Genomic DNA, 14,396 nt, shown 5'->3' with positions numbered 1-14,396 from the left:
ACCCATATGACGTCGTCTTTCCGCGTCACCGAGCCGGGCTCCCGGCGGGGATATGCAATGCTCCATTCACTGCGCAAGACGTTCGAAATCGTGCTCGAATATTTCGTGGTCTTTCTGATGGTGATCCTGACGATCATCGTGGTCGTTGCGGTCATTTATCGCCTGCTCGGTTCGAGCCTGGCCTGGTATGACGAGGTTGCGGCGATCCTGCTGGCCTGGATCACATATTACGGCTCCGCGCTTGCCGCGCTCCGGCGGCGTCATATCGGGTTCGACAGCGTTCTGCTGGCCATCCCGATGCCGGCGCGGCTTTGGGCGGTGATGCTGGCGGAGGCGATCACCGCCGGGTTCTTCATCCTGCTGGCCTGGGCCGGGTTCGTCGTCATGTCGATCCTGGGAGGCATGTCGCTCACGTCGCTGACCTGGGTGCCGATCAGCTTTACGCAGTCGGTCATTCCCATCGGCGCGATCCTGTTTCTGATCTGCCAAGCGCTGAGCCTGCCCGAATACTGGCGCAAGACGTCCTACGGCGTGTCGCTCGAACATGCCGAGATCGAGGAAGAAGTGGAAACCGAGATGAAAAAGGCGGGGAACGCCTGATGCTGATGCTGGGTATCTTCATCGCGATGGTGGCGATGATCTGTCTGAACGTGCCCATCGGCGTTGCCTTGGCCGTCTCGGCCATCGGCGGGCTGTTGGTGCTCGAGGGGACCGGATCGCTCGTGAATGTGGCGCTGGATATGTATGGCGGCGCGACAAAGTTCTCGCTCATCGCGATCCCGATGTTCGTTCTGGCGGGCGCGATCATGAACGCGGGCGGCATTACCGACCGGCTCATCAATTTCGTTGCCGCGCTGATCGGGTTCATCCGGGGCGGGCTGGCGCATGTGAATATCGGCGTGTCTCTCTTCTTTGCCGAGATCTCCGGCTCCGCCGTGGCGGATGTGGCGGCGATGGGGTCGGTGATGATCCCGCAGATGAAAAAGCGCGGCTATTCCGGCGCTTTGTCGGCGGCGGTCACGTCGTCTTCGGCCTCGCTCGCCATCATCATCCCGCCGTCGATCCCGATGATCCTCTATGCGACCTCGGCCAATGTCTCGGTCGAGCAGCTCTTCGTCGCGGGTGTCGTTCCCGGCGTGATCGGGGCGGCCGGGCTGATGGGTGTCGCCTATTACTTCGCCCGCAAATACGACCTGCCGCGCGAGGATGCGTTTTCCGGCCGCGTGCTGTGGAAAGCGTTCGTCGATGCGCTGCCCACTTTTGCGCTGCCGGTCATCATCCTGGGCGGCATCTTCGGCGGCTACGTCACCGCGACCGAAGCGGCGGGGCTTGCCGTGCTGGCCGCCATCGCGATCAGCCTCTGGTATCGTCAGGTCGATCTTAAGCACCTGCAACGTTCGATGCTGGATGGCGGGATGCAGACGGCGGTGGTGATGCTGTTGGTGGCGGCGTCGGTCGTTATGGGCGGCTTCCTGACCCGCGCGCAATATCCGCAGGAGCTGGCCGCCGGGATCCTCAGCATCACCGAGAACAAATGGCTGATCCTGCTGATCCTGAACTTCTTTTTCCTGGTGATCGGGTTTTTCCTGCACTCTGCTGCAGCAATCATCCTCGTCGTGCCCATCGTGATCCCGCTGATCGACGCGGTCGGGATCAATCCGATCCATTTTGGGCTGGTGGTGACGCTCAACCTTGCGATCGGACAGCAAACGCCGCCCGTGGCAAGCGTGCTCATTACGGCTTGCGCGGTGGCGCGGGCGAATATCTGGGATGTGACCAAGGTGAATATTTATTTTATCGCGGTGCTGCTGACGGTGCTCTTGATGTGCACCTACATCCCGGCGATCCCGCTCTTTCTGGTGGATTACTTCTACGGCTAGGAACCGGGGCCGCTGTCGCTATGCTGACGGGGCAACCCATTCGGAAAGAGACCGCGTATGAACCTCGATCTTGCCAATGCCCTGATCTCCGCCGCGCTCGATTATCGCCGGGCGTATGATCTCAAGCCCCTGACCATCGCGGTGATCGATGCCGGTGGGCATCTCGTCGCGCTGCAACGCGAGGACGGAACGAGCAACCTTCGCGCCGAGATCGCGCAGGGCAAGGCCAAGGGCGCGGTCGCGATGGGGCTCGGATCGCGCGCTCTGTTCAACCGCGCGCAGGAACAGCCCTATTTCATCAGCGCGATGAACGCGCTGAGCGGCGGCGCGCTGGTGCCGGTGCCCGGCGGCGTTCTGATCCGGCGCGACGGCGTGCTGATCGGCGCGATCGGCATCACCGGCGACAGTTCCGACAATGACGAAACCTGTGCCGTCGCCGTGATCGAGGCGCAGGGGCTGACCGCGGAAACCGGGTGAGGCCGCCCCGCCTATTTCTGTGTCCAGGTTCAGGAATTTCAAACATATGACCAACCCGCTCCATGACGCTCTTTTCGCCCCGCATGAGGGCCGGCCCACGCCGTTCCTCTATCTGCAAGGGGGCGGCACGATCTCCCATGACACGTTTTTGCAAGAGGCCGCGCGGATGGCGAATGCGCTTGGCGCGCTCGGGGTGGGTCCGGGCGACCGGGTGGCAGTGCATGTGCAGAAATCACCGCAGGCGCTGATGCTCTATGCGGCCTGCATCAGGGCGGGGGCGGTCTTCCTGCCGCTCAACACCGCCTATACGCCGCGCGAGCTGGAGTATTTCATCGCCGATAGCGGGGCGGCGTTATTGGTTTGCGATCCGGGCGAGGCGGACGTGCTGCGCGAGATCGCGCAGGACATCCGGGTCGAGACGCTCGGGCCGGACGGCGCGGGATCGTTCCGCGATCTGGCCAGCGGCCAGGGCGCCGCGTTCGCCCCGGTGCCGCGCGCCGATAACGATCTGGCCGCGCTGCTCTATACCTCCGGCACGACGGGCCGATCCAAGGGCGCGATGCTGACGCAAAAGAACCTGCTGTCGAATGCCGAAGCGTTGGTAGCGGCGTGGCGGTTCACCAGTGACGATGTGCTGTTGCACGCGCTGCCGATCTTCCACAGCCACGGGCTGTTCGTGGCAACCAACGTGATGCTGCTGGCTGGCGGAGCAATGATCTTCCTGCCGAAATTCGATCCGGACACGGTGCTTGCGCGCTTGCCGGACGCGACAACGATGATGGGCGTGCCGACCTTTTACACCCGGCTTCTGGACGATCCGCGCTTCGGGTCCGGCAGCGCGGCGCATATGCGGCTCTTCATCTCGGGCTCCGCGCCGCTTCTTGCCGAAACGCATCGCCAGTTCGAGGCGCGCACCGGACATCGCATCCTTGAACGCTATGGCATGACCGAAACCTCGATGAACACCTCGAACCCCTATGACGGGGAGCGCCGCGCAGGCACGGTCGGGTTTGCGCTGCCCGGCATCGAGGTCAAGGTCTGCGACCCGGACACCGGCGCGGACCTGCCGCAAGGCGAGATCGGCGTGCTTTGGGTGCGCGGGCCGAACGTGTTCGAGGGCTATTGGAACATGCCCGAGAAAACCCGCGAAGAGCTGCGCGAGGACGGGTTCTTCATCACTGGCGATCTGGCGCGGATCGATGCGGATGGCTACGTGCACATCGTCGGGCGCGGCAAGGATCTCATCATCTCGGGCGGGTTCAACGTCTATCCCAAGGAAATCGAGTTGTTCCTCGATACGTTGCCCGGCGTGAAGGAAAGCGCCGTGATCGGCGCGCCGCATCCCGATCTGGGCGAGAGCGTGATCGCCGTTCTGGTGCCGGAGGCCGGAGCAACGCTCGATCCAGCTGCGTTGGAGGCCGCGGCAAAGCGCGAGCTGGCCGGGTTCAAACGCCCGCGGCACATTGCGCTCCTGGACGCGCTGCCGCGCAATACGATGGGCAAGGTGCAGAAAAACCAGCTCCGCGACCGCTTTGCCAAGACGTTTCAGCCGCGCTGAGGCCCAATCCGCGGTGCGGGTTTCTGTCGCAGGGCGGGCGGGGAGCCGTGCGCCGGGGTGAGGCCGGGGCTGGGGCCAGAGGGGTTTCGGCGGCGCGTCTTGCGCATGGCATTGACGGCATTGCCTATTTCCCGCGCCGGGGATCGCGGCCGTAGCGGTCCTTTTTACCGGCCGGGTGCGGGCGGGGCCGCCGGTTTTGGCGGTGGTATGCGGACGATCGGCCCCGGCGTCCGGTCATGCGGCGGGGCAGGAGAGGCGGCGCGCGTTGAAATGCCGGCGGTCGTCGTTATCTGTCTGCAAACAGGACGCCGGCGCGGAGACTGGCCGAGTGCGGCGGTGCCGAGCGCATCGCGGCAGGCGGCGCGGCCGCTGGCGATAAACGGAAAGGCAACCCATGCTTGGATCTTTCGACGCTGTTCTTCTTGCCCGCATCCAGTTCGCGTTCACCGTCAGCTTTCACTTTCTCTTTCCGGCTTTCACCATCGGGCTGGCAAGCTATCTGGCGGTGCTCAACGGGCTGTGGCTCTGGACCAAGGATCGCAAATATCTCGATCTGTTCCGCTACTGGGTGAAAATCTTCGCACTGGCCTTCGCGATGGGCGTCGTGTCGGGGATCGTGATGTCGTATCAGTTCGGCACCAACTGGTCGGTCTTCTCGGACAGGGCCGGTCCGGTGATCGGCGCGCCGATGGCCTATGAGGTGCTGAGCGCCTTCTTCCTCGAAGCGGGGTTTCTCGGCATCATGCTCTTCGGGCGCGACAAGGTCGGCCCGACGCTGCACATGATCGCCTGTGCGGCGGTCGCCTTCGGGACGTTCTTTTCGGCCTTCTGGATCCTGTCGGTCAACAGCTGGATGCAGACGCCGGTGGGCTTTTCGATCGACCCGGAGACGGGCCAGTTCCTGCCCGAGGATTTCTGGCAGATCGTCTTCAACCCGTCCTTCCCCTACCGGCTCGTTCATACGGTGACGGCGGCCTATCTGACCACGGCCTTCATCGTCGGCGGCGTTGCGGCCTTTCACCTGCTGCGGCGCCGGCGGCGCGGGGAAGAGGCCAGCGCCGCGACGAAGACGATGTTCTCGATGGCGATGTGGATGGCGACCATCGTGGCGCCCGTCCAGATCTTCCTCGGGGACATGCACGGGCTCAACACGCTGGAGCATCAGCCGGTCAAGGTGATGGCGATGGAAGGCCATTACGAGAGCCACCCCGATGGCGCGCCGCTTTATCTCTTCGGGCTGCCCAATGACGAGACGCAGACGCTCGATTACGCGGTGGGGATACCGAAACTCAGCTCGCTGATCCTCAAGCACGATCTCGATGCGCCGCTCGACGGGCTCGACACCGTGCCCGACGAGGATCAGCCGCCCGTGGGGATCGTGTTCTGGGCCTTCCGCATCATGGTCGCGCTTGGCTTTGCGATGTTGGGGATCGGGCTGTGGTCGCTCTGGGCGCGTTGGAAGGGGCGGCTCCATGAGGCGCGGTGGCTGCACCGGGCGGCGCTTGTCATGGCGCCTTCGGGGTTGATCGCGGTGCTGGCGGGCTGGGTCACGACCGAGGTGGGCCGCCAGCCCTACACTGTCTATGGGATGCTGCGCACGGCCGACAGCGCCGCGCCGCTGGCCGCCCCGGCGGTGGGCGCATCGCTGGTGGCGTTCGTGGTGATCTATTTCGCCGTTTTCGGGGCCGGCACCTATTACATCCTGCGCCTGATGAACCGCCCGCCGGTCTTCGACGAGCCGCGGCTCAAGGATGTCAGCGACGGGCCGATCCGGACGGCGGGCATCACCCCCGCACCGGAGCACGCGACGCGCCGCCCCGAAGACATGCAACCGGGAGAATGACAGATGCCGCTCGTTGACGGATTTTCCTTCGATCTGACTTTCATCTGGGCGTTCCTGATCGCCTTCGCGGTGCTGGTCTATGTCATCCTCGACGGGTTCGACCTCGGGCTGGGGATGCTGTTTGCCGCAGAGCGCAAGCGCGGCGACCGGGATGTGATGATGAATTCGGTCGCCCCCGTCTGGGACGGCAACGAGACATGGCTGGTGCTGGGCGGCGGCGGCCTTTTCGCGGCCTTTCCGCTGGCCTATGCGCTGATCCTGCCGGCGATCTATGCGCCGATCATCGCCATGCTGCTGGCGCTGATCTTTCGCGGCGTCGCCTTCGAGTTCCGTTGGCGCACCGAGCGCCGCCGCTGGATCTGGGACATCGCCTTCATCGGCGGGTCGGGTGTGGCCGCGCTCAGCCAGGGGATCGCGCTTGGCGCGCTGTTGCAGGGCATCGAGATCGACAAGGCCGCGCGCGCCTATGCGGGCGGCTGGTGGGACTGGCTGACGCCGTTCTCGCTCACCGTCGGGGTCGCGGTGATGGTCGGCTACATGCTGCTCGGCGCGACGTGGCTGGTGATGAAGACCACCGGCGATCTGCAAGACCGGATGCGCCGCCGGGCATGGGTGCTGGGCATCGCGACCGTCGCCTTCATCGGCCTCGTCAGCCTGTGGACGCCGTTCCTGCAGGACGGCTATTACAGCCGCTGGTTCGGCGGCTGGCGGATCGGGCTTGCGGTGCTTGTGGGCCTCGCGGTGCTCGCGCTCGCCGCGATGATGTTCCGCGCGTTGCATGTTCACCGGCACGATTACTGGCCCTTCATCCTCGCGCTCGGCATGTTCGGGCTGTGTTTCGTGGGGCTGGGCGTGTCGATGTTCCCCTATATCGTGCCGACCGAGGTAACGATCTATGAGGCCGCCGCACCGCGCCGCGCGCAGATCTTCATGCTGGTGGGCGCGGGTATCCTCATCCCGATCATCCTCGCCTATACCGCCTATGCCTATTGGGTGTTCCGCGGCAAGGTCGATCCCGAAGCCGGGTATCACTGATGCCGCGCCCCATCCCGAACCGGCCCGCAGATCGCCGCCCTGCGCCCGGCAGCCTGCTGCGCCGTCTTGGCTGGTTCGTCCTGCTCTGGCTCGGCGGCGTGGCGGCGGTCGGCGCTGTGGCCTATATCCTTCGCCTCTGGATCGCCTGAGGCAGCGGCGGCAGGCCGTTGACAGGGGGCCGGCCGCTCCTATATAGCTAGACAGCTATCTAGCCAGTTCAGGAGGCCGATATGTGGACGGTTCAGGACGCGAAAAACAGGTTCAGCGCGGTGGTGGACGCCGCGCTTGCGGGCACGCCGCAGGAGGTCACGCGCCGGGGGCGTCCTGCGGTCGTCGTTCTGTCGACGGAGGAATACCGCAGGCTTCTGGCCGGGGCGGTGGAGACGCGCGAGAGTTTCGCCGAGCATCTGCTCGCCTTTCCGGGCGGCGATATCGAACGGGCGGAGGCTGCGCCGCGCGACGTGCAGTTCTGATGTATCTGCTCGACACGAACGTGATTTCCGCCGTGCGCCGCGCTGACAGGGCTCCGCAGGTTGCATCCTGGCTGCGCGCCCGGCCCGAAGGGGAGCTTTTCCTCAGTGTCATCACCATCGGCGAGATCGAGCGCGGCATACGACGGCAGGAGCCGCGCAACCCCGAGTTCGCGCGTGACCTGCGCGCCTGGCTGGATCGCACGGTGCTGCTTTTCTCTGACCGGCTACTGCCTTTCGAGGCCGAGGATGCGCGGATCTGGGGCGCGCTTTCGGCGCGAATCGGGCATAACGGCGCGGATCTGATGATCGCGGCAAGCGCCTTGCGTCACGCGGCCACGGTCGTCACCGGGAATGTCGATGATTTCGCGCCCACGGGCGTTGCCATCGAAAACCCGTTCTGAGCCCGCCTAATCGACGATCGGTGCCGCGCAGGACGGGCATTGTCCCGCATGGGCACGCGGAACGGGCATCTTGCACGCGGCGCAAAGCGCGTGGGCAACCGCGCCTTGCGAGATCGGCGCGAGACAGACCGGGCAGCGGCCCCGCGCGGCGCGGGGCAGGGTTTCATTGCAGTTGCCGCAGGTCTTGCGAACAGGATCGAGCCGCATGGCTCATGCCGCGCCGTCTGCGGGCGGAGCTTCCACCGCCGTCACGGTCAGCGTCCGGCGCTGGTTGCCGCGCGTGTCCCAGTAGAAGGCGGCCCCTTCGGCAAGACCCAGCAGGGCGACGCCGATCGGTGTCATCAGCGAAATCCGCCCGCGGGCGATATCCGCCTCCTCGGGATAGACGAGCGTGACCGTCCGTTCCTGCCCCGTGGCGTCGTCCTTGTAGGTGACGGTGCTGCCCATCTGCACGACATTGCCGGGGATCTTCTTTGCCGGCACGATGCGCGCGCGGCCGATCTCGTCGAGCAGGCGGTCGGCAAGCTCGGGGTGACGCTCCATCGCGCCGTTCGCCAGCGCCTCGATATGGTCGAGATCGTCTGCATTGATGACGATCTTGGGGCGGCGCGTGCTGCGCTTTTTCGGGGTTGTGGCCGTCTGGGTCATCATTCGGATCGCTTCCTTGTTGTGGCCGCAGGCCTGCCGGACGGGCAGGGGGGTAAAGGGTAAGTCTGGTGAGGGGATACAGAGCGCGGCAGATCCGGCGCATCAGGTCGGGCGGTTGGAAAAGCCCCGGCGGTCTATTGGGCGCACTGCGCCGCGACCGTCCGGGGAACCCGGCGGGTGAGCAGCACAAAGCGATAATGATCCGCGTGAACCAACATGCTATCGAAGCTAGGCACTGCGGCGGTGCAAGTCAATCGCGCCGATCATCTCCCGCGCCCGCTCAGGCCGATTCCGGCCGCCGGGCAGGCGAGGACAGGCTTTGCCGGCAGCGTTTGAGCATGAAATCGACCAGCAAGCGCACCTTGCTGTCCTGCAGGCGGCGATGCGGGTAGAGACAGCCGAACATCGCCGGCTCGGGCGGGGTTTCGGGCAGGATCTCGACCAGCCGCCCGGCATCGAGATGGGCGGCGACATCGAAGCGCGGCTTGTTGACGATACCGCGCCCGGCGAGCGCCCAGCCGGTCAGCACATCGCCATCATCCGAGTCGTAGCTGCCCGAGACATCGACGCGCCGCGCGCCTTCGGCGGTGCGCAGCGTCCAATACCATTCGGGCGAGCGCGGATAGCGCAGCAACAGGCAGTTGTGCCGCGCCAGATCGGCCGGCACCTGCGGTGTGCCGTGACGCTCCAGATAGTCCGGCGCGGCGCAGAGCAGGCGGGGCGTGTCCATGATCTTGCGCAGCTTGAGGTTCGAATCCGGCGGGCGCCCGACAAAGAACGCGACATCGAGATTGTCTTCCAACAGATCGACCTTGCGATCCGACAGGCGCAGGCGGACGGACACATCGGGATAGGTATCGACGAATTCGGGAATGAGCGGCGCGATCACCCGCTTGCCCACGCCGAGCGGCGCGCTGATATGCACGCTGCCATGCGGCTGGCTGGAGAAGGAAGAGGCTGCCGCTTCGGCATCTTCCAGGCTCTGGACGACCTTGCGGGCGTGATCGTAGAAGGCGCGCCCGACCTCGGTCGGTGAAAGCTTGCGGGTGGTTCGGTTGAAGAGCCGCACATCGAGCCGTTTTTCGAGTTCCTTGATACGGTTGCTGGCAACGGCCGGGGTCAGGCGCAGATCGCGCCCGCCAGCGGTGATGCTGCCAAGCTCGACAACACGGACAAAGACGCGCAGGCTTTCCAGATAGGGCATGTCGGGTTCCGATTATCTACGAATCGTTGAAAGAGTATGCGCGAACCCCCCTGTTTCGCTATAAGTTTCGCGGCGTGATACTCTGTTCAGCCTGGATGGCCCATCTGGCTTGGGAGGATGCGATGACGATCAGAACCAATATCCGCTTTCTGCTGAATGGCAGGGACGTGACGCTCGATGCCGTGTCGGCGACCGATACGGTGCTCGATTTCCTGCGCATCGACCGGCGGCTCACCGGCACCAAGGAAGGCTGCGCGGAAGGCGATTGCGGCGCGTGCACGGTGCTGGTCGGGCGGCTGAGGAATGGCGTGCTGCGCTATGAACCGGTCAATGCCTGCATCCGCTTTCTGGCGACGCTCGATGGCTGTCATGTCGTGACGGTCGAATATCTCTCCGGCCCGGACGGGCGGCTGCACCCCGTTCAACAGGCGATGGTCGAGCATCACGGCAGTCAATGCGGGTTCTGCACGCCGGGGTTCGTCATGTCGCTTTATGCGCTCTGGATGGAGAATGCCGATCCCACCGAGGCGGAGATCGAGACCGCGATCCAGGGCAACCTTTGCCGTTGCACCGGCTATGAGCCGATCATCCGCGCGGCGAAGGCGATGACCGCCTTGGGAAGCCCGGCCGAGGATGTGCTCAACACCGAGCGCGAGAGTGTCACGGACCGTCTGAAGGCGCTGGCCGATGGCGCGCGGGTGGAGCTGCAAAAAGGCGGCAGCCGGGCGATCCTGCCGGCCTCCGTCGATGATCTGGCGCAGGTTTATGCGGACAATCCGAAGGCCACGCTGGTTGCGGGGGCCACCGATGCGGGGCTCTGGGTCACGAAATTCCTGCGCGATATTTCCCCGGCGATCTTCCTCGGTCATCTGGACGGGTTGCGCCGGATCGAGGTGACGGGCGAGGCCATCGAGATGGGCGCCGGTGTCAGCTATAGCGGCGCGCAAGAGGTGCTGTGCGAGCATTTCCCGCATCTGGCGGACTACTGGAACCGCATCGCGGGTTGGCAGATCCGGGCGATGGGCACGATCGGCGGCAATGTCGCCAATGGCTCGCCCATCGGGGATACGCCGCCGGTGCTGATCGCGCTCGGGGCCGAGATCGTGCTGCGCAAGGGCGATGCGCGACGGACGCTGCCGGTGGAGGAGTTCTTCATCGATTACGGCAAGCAGGACCGTGCCGAAGGCGAGTTCGTCGAGACGATCCGCATCCCGCTGCCCCGCGCCGAAACGCGCCACGCAGCCTACAAGATTTCCAAGCGCCGGGACGAAGATATTTCCTCCGTCGCCGCCGGTTTTGCCGTCACGCTGGAGGGCGAGGCAATCACCGCGGCGCGGATCGCCTTTGGCGGCATGGCGGCAACTCCGAAACGCGCGGCGGCGGCGGAAGCCGCGCTTGTCGGCCAGCGCTGGAGCGAAGAGGCGTTGCAGGCGGCGGCGGGCAAGCTGCCGGAGGATTTCAAACCGCTCACCGATTGGCGTGCGTCCGCCGAATACCGGATGCGCGTGTCGCAAAACCTGTTCCGGCGTTTCTGGCTCGAAGCGCAGCAGGGCGATGCGCCCGTGCGGCTGAGCGCGTGAAGGGAGGATACCAGATGACAGATCAAACCGTCGATGCTCCGCTTGAGACCGACAAGCGCCGCGATCCGCCCGTCACGCAGGAGCTTGCCCGCGCGGAGCAGGGCAGAGGCCGGATCGAGGGTGCCGTTCATGTCGATTTGAAACATGACAGCGCCGTCAAGCACGTGACCGGGCGGGCGGAATATTGCGACGATATTCCCGAACCGGCGGGCACCGTTCATGCCTATCTGGGCCTTTCCACGCGCGCCCATGCACGGCTGAGCAACATCGATCTTTCGGCGGTGGAGGCGGCGCCGGGCGTGCTTGGCGTGCTGACCGTGCGCGATATTCCGGGCGTCAACGATGTCTCGCCCACCGGGCGCGATGACGAGCCGATCTTTGCCGAAGACAAGGTGGAGTTCTGGGGCCAGCCGATCTTTGCCGTGATCGCCGAGACGCGCGATGCCGCGCGGCGGGCCGCCAAGCTGGCGGATATCACCTACGAGGACCTGCCCCACGCGCTCGATCCCGATGCGGCGCGCGCCGCCGATATGGGTTACGTCACACCGCCCCTGACGCTGAGGCGCGGGGATGCGAAAGCCGCGATGGAGCGGGCGCCGCATCGCATCAAGAGCCGGATGAAGGTCGGCGGGCAGGATCACCTTTACCTCGAAGGGCATATCGCCTTTGCCATTCCGGGCGAGGATGAGGATGTGATCGTCCATTCCTCGACCCAGCACCCGAGCGAGGCGCAGCATATGGTGGCCCATGTGCTGGGCGTGCCGTCAAACGCCGTCACGGTGAACGTGCGGCGCATGGGCGGGGGGTTCGGCGGCAAGGAAACGCAGATGAACCTTTTCTGCGCGGTCGCTGCGGTGGCCGCGAAGAAATGGAACCGCCCGGTCAAGATCCGCCCCGACCGCGACGACGACATGACCGCGACGGGCAAGCGGCATGATTTCGTGATCGATTACGAGGTCGGCTTTGACGATGAGGGCCGTATCCTTGCCGTTTCGGGCGATTTCGCCGCACGCTGCGGGTTTTCCTCGGATCTGTCCGGCCCGGTGACGGATCGGGCGCTGTTTCATGCCGACAACGCGTATTTCTACCCCGATGTGCTGCTCAACTCGCATCCGATGAAGACGAACACCGTGTCGAACACCGCCTTTCGCGGCTTCGGCGGCCCGCAAGGCGTGATCGCGGCGGAGCGGATGATCGAGGAGATCGCCTATACCCTCGGGCTCGACACGCTCGATGTGCGCAAGCGCAATTTCTACGGCACCGAAGATCGCAATGTCACGCCCTATCACCAGACGGTCGAGGACAATATCGTGGGCCGCGTTGTCGAGGAACTGGAGGCCGGTGCGGAATACCGCGCGCGCCGGCAGGCCATTCTTGATTGGAACGCGAAAGGCGGGATCATCCGCAAGGGGATCGCGCTGACGCCGGTGAAATTCGGCATCTCCTTCACCGCGACCTGGTATAACCAGGCCGGCGCGCTGCTGCATATCTACTCGGACGGCTCCATCCATCTGAACCACGGCGGTACCGAGATGGGGCAGGGGCTCAACACCAAGGTCGCGCAGGTGGTGGCGGACGAGCTTCAGGTCGATGTCGGCAAGATCAAGATCACGAAGACGACGACCGAGAAAGTGCCGAACACCTCGGCCACCGCGGCCTCGTCCGGTTCGGATCTCAACGGGATGGCGGCGCAGGACGCGGCGCTTCAGATCAAGGAGCGGCTGATCGAATTCGCCGCCGAGCGTTGGCAGACGGAACCGTCCAAGGTGCGGTTCGTGCCCAATGCCATCGAGATCGGAACGGAGACAATCCCCTTCGCCGATTTCATCCGCGAGGCCTATATGGCGCGGGTGCATCTGTCGGCGGCGGGGTTCTACAAGACGCCCAAGATCCACTGGGATCGCGCGACCGGGAAGGGGCGGCCCTTCTACTATTACGCCTATGGCGCGGCCTGTTCGGAAGTGTCTGTCGATACGCTGACGGGCGAATACCGGGTGGAGCGCACGGATATTCTGCACGATGTCGGCCGTTCGCTGAACCCGGCCATTGACCGCGGGCAGGTGGAAGGCGCGTTCATCCAGGGGATGGGCTGGCTGACCACCGAGGAACTGTGGTGGGACGAAAAAGGCCAGCTGCGCACCCATGCGCCCTCGACCTACAAGATCCCGCTCGCCTCCGACCGGCCACGCGTTTTCAACGTCGAACTGGCCAGTTGGTCCGAGAACCGCGAGAAGACGATCAAACGCTCCAAGGCGGTGGGCGAGCCGCCTTTCATGCTCGGCATTTCAGTCTTCGAAGCGCTGAGTCATGCCGTGGCCAGCGTCGCCGATTACCGCATATGTCCGCGTCTCGATGCGCCGGCGACGCCGGAGCGTGTGCTCATGGCCGTGCAGCGGCTGCGCGGCGAGGATTGAGCCGGTGGAGCGGTTCGAACGCTTCCTGGACGCTGCGCCCGATGTGGTGCGGGTGCGGATCGTGTCGGTGCGCGGCTCCACCCCGCGCAACACCGATGCGGTGCTCTATGTGGCGCCGGACGCGGTGTTCGGCACCATAGGCGGCGGGCAGCTCGAATATATGGCGATCGACCGGGCGCGCGCGATGCTGCGCAACGGTGAGGCTAAGGCGCGCGAGGATGTCGCGCTCGGCCCCGATATCGGCCAATGCTGCGGCGGGCGTGTCGAACTGGCCTTCGATCGGTTGAGCCGCGCCGCGCGGCAGGAGGCCATTGCGCGCCAGGCGGCGGAACGGGCGGCGCGCCCCTCGGTCTATATCTGCGGGGCGGGCCATGTCGGGCGCGCATTGGCGGGGTTCTTCGCGCTGCTTCCGGTGCAGGCGATGCTGCTGGACAGCCGCGCCGAAGAACTGGCGCTGTGCGAGGCGGATGTGCGCAAAATCCTGACGCCGCTGCCGGAGGCGGAGATACGCGCCGCGCCGCCGGGATCGGCCTTCATCGTCCTGACGCATGATCACGCGCTGGATTACCTGCTTACTGCCGAGGCGCTGGCGCGGCCCGACGCGGCCTATGTCGGGCTGATCGGATCGGCCACGAAACGCGCGCGGTTCAACAGCTATTTCAAGGCGCAGGGTTGCGCCGGGAGCCTGTCGCGGCTGGTCTGCCCGATCGGCGCGACCGGCAGCGCCGACAAGCGCCCCGAAGTGATCGCCGCCTTCGTTGCATCCGAAGTGATGACCGCGCTGACGCGGCACGAGAACGGAGCCAAACAGCCCGCCGGATAGCGGCGGATCGCTGAAACGCGCCGCCGGAGGAGGGCGGCGCCAAACCCGATAGAACAAAAA

At 65.2% G+C, this 14,396-nt stretch carries 15 protein-coding genes; 12 read left to right on the top strand and 3 right to left on the bottom strand.

The window, feature by feature from the left end:
* Positions 1-57 precede the first annotated feature (57 nt).
* The 9 genes from M3465_RS12920 to M3465_RS12880 all read left to right on the top strand — a co-directional run bounded on the left by M3465_RS12920 (position 58) and on the right by M3465_RS12880 (position 7,667).
* Entirely contained in the window at positions 58-600 is a 543-nt protein-coding gene (locus M3465_RS12920; protein ID WP_249502178.1) for a TRAP transporter small permease, read from the top strand.
* Positions 600-1,880, top strand: coding sequence for a TRAP transporter large permease (locus M3465_RS12915; protein ID WP_249502177.1), 1,281 nt, complete (start codon positions 600-602; stop codon positions 1,878-1,880). The genes M3465_RS12920 and M3465_RS12915 overlap by 1 nt, the downstream gene beginning before the upstream one ends.
* A gap of 57 nt (positions 1,881-1,937) precedes the next feature.
* On the top strand, positions 1,938-2,357 hold the full coding sequence (locus tag M3465_RS12910; RefSeq protein WP_249502176.1) for a GlcG/HbpS family heme-binding protein: 420 nt from the start codon (positions 1,938-1,940) through the stop codon (positions 2,355-2,357).
* A gap of 46 nt (positions 2,358-2,403) precedes the next feature.
* Positions 2,404-3,915, top strand: a complete 1,512-nt coding sequence (locus M3465_RS12905; RefSeq protein WP_249502175.1) for a malonate--CoA ligase — start codon at positions 2,404-2,406, stop codon at positions 3,913-3,915.
* Positions 3,916-4,309: 394 nt separating this feature from the next.
* A complete protein-coding gene (locus M3465_RS12900; protein WP_249502174.1) occupies positions 4,310-5,758 on the top strand; it encodes a cytochrome ubiquinol oxidase subunit I in 1,449 nt (482 codons plus the stop codon).
* 3 nt (positions 5,759-5,761) lie between these two features.
* Positions 5,762-6,793 carry a cytochrome d ubiquinol oxidase subunit II gene (cydB, locus tag M3465_RS12895; RefSeq protein WP_249502173.1) on the top strand — a complete coding sequence of 344 codons (1,032 nt, stop codon included), beginning with the start codon at positions 5,762-5,764 and terminating at the stop codon, positions 6,791-6,793.
* Complete coding sequence (locus M3465_RS12890) at positions 6,793-6,942, top strand: DUF2474 family protein (protein ID WP_249502172.1); 150 nt, start codon at positions 6,793-6,795, stop codon at positions 6,940-6,942. Before cydB ends, M3465_RS12890 begins: the two co-directional genes overlap by 1 nt.
* An 81-nt stretch (positions 6,943-7,023) precedes the next feature.
* Complete coding sequence (locus M3465_RS12885) at positions 7,024-7,266, top strand: type II toxin-antitoxin system Phd/YefM family antitoxin (protein ID WP_249502171.1); 243 nt, start codon at positions 7,024-7,026, stop codon at positions 7,264-7,266.
* Complete coding sequence (locus M3465_RS12880) at positions 7,266-7,667, top strand: type II toxin-antitoxin system VapC family toxin (protein WP_249502170.1); 402 nt, start codon at positions 7,266-7,268, stop codon at positions 7,665-7,667. Before M3465_RS12885 ends, M3465_RS12880 begins: the two co-directional genes overlap by 1 nt.
* Before the next feature lie 6 nt (positions 7,668-7,673).
* On the opposite strand, the gene M3465_RS12875 is transcribed toward M3465_RS12880, so the two are convergent.
* The 3 genes from M3465_RS12875 to M3465_RS12865 form a co-directional block, all read right to left on the bottom strand.
* Positions 7,674-7,874 carry a hypothetical protein gene (locus tag M3465_RS12875; RefSeq protein WP_249502169.1) on the bottom strand — a complete coding sequence of 67 codons (201 nt, stop codon included), beginning with the start codon at positions 7,872-7,874 and terminating at the stop codon, positions 7,674-7,676.
* 3 nt (positions 7,875-7,877) lie between these two features.
* Positions 7,878-8,318 (bottom strand): nucleoside diphosphate kinase regulator, encoded by a 441-nt coding sequence (gene rnk, locus M3465_RS12870; RefSeq protein ID WP_502846118.1) that lies wholly within the window; start codon positions 8,316-8,318, stop codon positions 7,878-7,880.
* Positions 8,319-8,595: 277 nt separating this feature from the next.
* Positions 8,596-9,519: a LysR family transcriptional regulator gene (locus M3465_RS12865; RefSeq protein ID WP_249502168.1), complete on the bottom strand. Its 924-nt coding sequence runs from the start codon at positions 9,517-9,519 to the stop codon at positions 8,596-8,598.
* A gap of 122 nt (positions 9,520-9,641) precedes the next feature.
* Here M3465_RS12865 and xdhA point away from each other — a divergent pair, with 122 nt between their 5' ends.
* Genes xdhA through xdhC form a run of 3 tightly spaced genes read left to right on the top strand, consistent with a single transcriptional unit; the run spans position 9,642 to position 14,336 of the window.
* Positions 9,642-11,099 (top strand): xanthine dehydrogenase small subunit, encoded by a 1,458-nt coding sequence (gene xdhA / locus M3465_RS12860; RefSeq protein WP_249502167.1) that lies wholly within the window; start codon positions 9,642-9,644, stop codon positions 11,097-11,099.
* A gap of 14 nt (positions 11,100-11,113) precedes the next feature.
* Positions 11,114-13,513 (top strand): xanthine dehydrogenase molybdopterin binding subunit, encoded by a 2,400-nt coding sequence (gene xdhB, locus M3465_RS12855; protein ID WP_249502166.1) that lies wholly within the window; start codon positions 11,114-11,116, stop codon positions 13,511-13,513.
* Positions 13,514-13,517: 4 nt separating this feature from the next.
* Complete coding sequence (xdhC, locus tag M3465_RS12850) at positions 13,518-14,336, top strand: xanthine dehydrogenase accessory protein XdhC (RefSeq protein WP_249502165.1); 819 nt, start codon at positions 13,518-13,520, stop codon at positions 14,334-14,336.
* The last annotated feature ends 60 nt before the right edge of the window (positions 14,337-14,396 follow it).

This window comes from Marivita sp. GX14005 (genome assembly GCF_023370775.1).
Lineage (GTDB): Bacteria > Pseudomonadota > Alphaproteobacteria > Rhodobacterales > Rhodobacteraceae > Marivita.
Note: the sequence above shows the minus strand (reverse complement) of the source record. Positions and strands in the feature narration are given on the sequence as shown.

Excerpts from the sequence above, each read along its gene's own strand:
- M3465_RS12865 (WP_249502168.1), bottom strand. The coding sequence starts at position 9,519 with ATGCCCTATCTGGAAAGCCTGCGCGTCTTTGTCCGTGTTGTCGAGCTT.
- M3465_RS12910 (WP_249502176.1), top strand. The coding sequence starts at position 1,938 with ATGAACCTCGATCTTGCCAATGCCCTGATCTCCGCCGCGCTCGATTAT.
- xdhB (WP_249502166.1), top strand. The coding sequence starts at position 11,114 with ATGACAGATCAAACCGTCGATGCTCCGCTTGAGACCGACAAGCGCCGC.
- rnk (WP_502846118.1), bottom strand. The coding sequence starts at position 8,318 with ATGATGACCCAGACGGCCACAACCCCGAAAAAGCGCAGCACGCGCCGC.
- M3465_RS12920 (WP_249502178.1), top strand. The coding sequence starts at position 58 with ATGCTCCATTCACTGCGCAAGACGTTCGAAATCGTGCTCGAATATTTC.
- M3465_RS12905 (WP_249502175.1), top strand. The coding sequence starts at position 2,404 with ATGACCAACCCGCTCCATGACGCTCTTTTCGCCCCGCATGAGGGCCGG.
- M3465_RS12900 (WP_249502174.1), top strand. The coding sequence starts at position 4,310 with ATGCTTGGATCTTTCGACGCTGTTCTTCTTGCCCGCATCCAGTTCGCG.
- M3465_RS12875 (WP_249502169.1), bottom strand. The coding sequence starts at position 7,874 with ATGCGGCTCGATCCTGTTCGCAAGACCTGCGGCAACTGCAATGAAACC.
- cydB (WP_249502173.1), top strand. The coding sequence starts at position 5,762 with ATGCCGCTCGTTGACGGATTTTCCTTCGATCTGACTTTCATCTGGGCG.
- M3465_RS12915 (WP_249502177.1), top strand. The coding sequence starts at position 600 with ATGCTGATGCTGGGTATCTTCATCGCGATGGTGGCGATGATCTGTCTG.
- M3465_RS12880 (WP_249502170.1), top strand. The coding sequence starts at position 7,266 with ATGTATCTGCTCGACACGAACGTGATTTCCGCCGTGCGCCGCGCTGAC.
- M3465_RS12890 (WP_249502172.1), top strand. The coding sequence starts at position 6,793 with ATGCCGCGCCCCATCCCGAACCGGCCCGCAGATCGCCGCCCTGCGCCC.
- xdhA (WP_249502167.1), top strand. The coding sequence starts at position 9,642 with ATGACGATCAGAACCAATATCCGCTTTCTGCTGAATGGCAGGGACGTG.
- M3465_RS12885 (WP_249502171.1), top strand. The coding sequence starts at position 7,024 with ATGTGGACGGTTCAGGACGCGAAAAACAGGTTCAGCGCGGTGGTGGAC.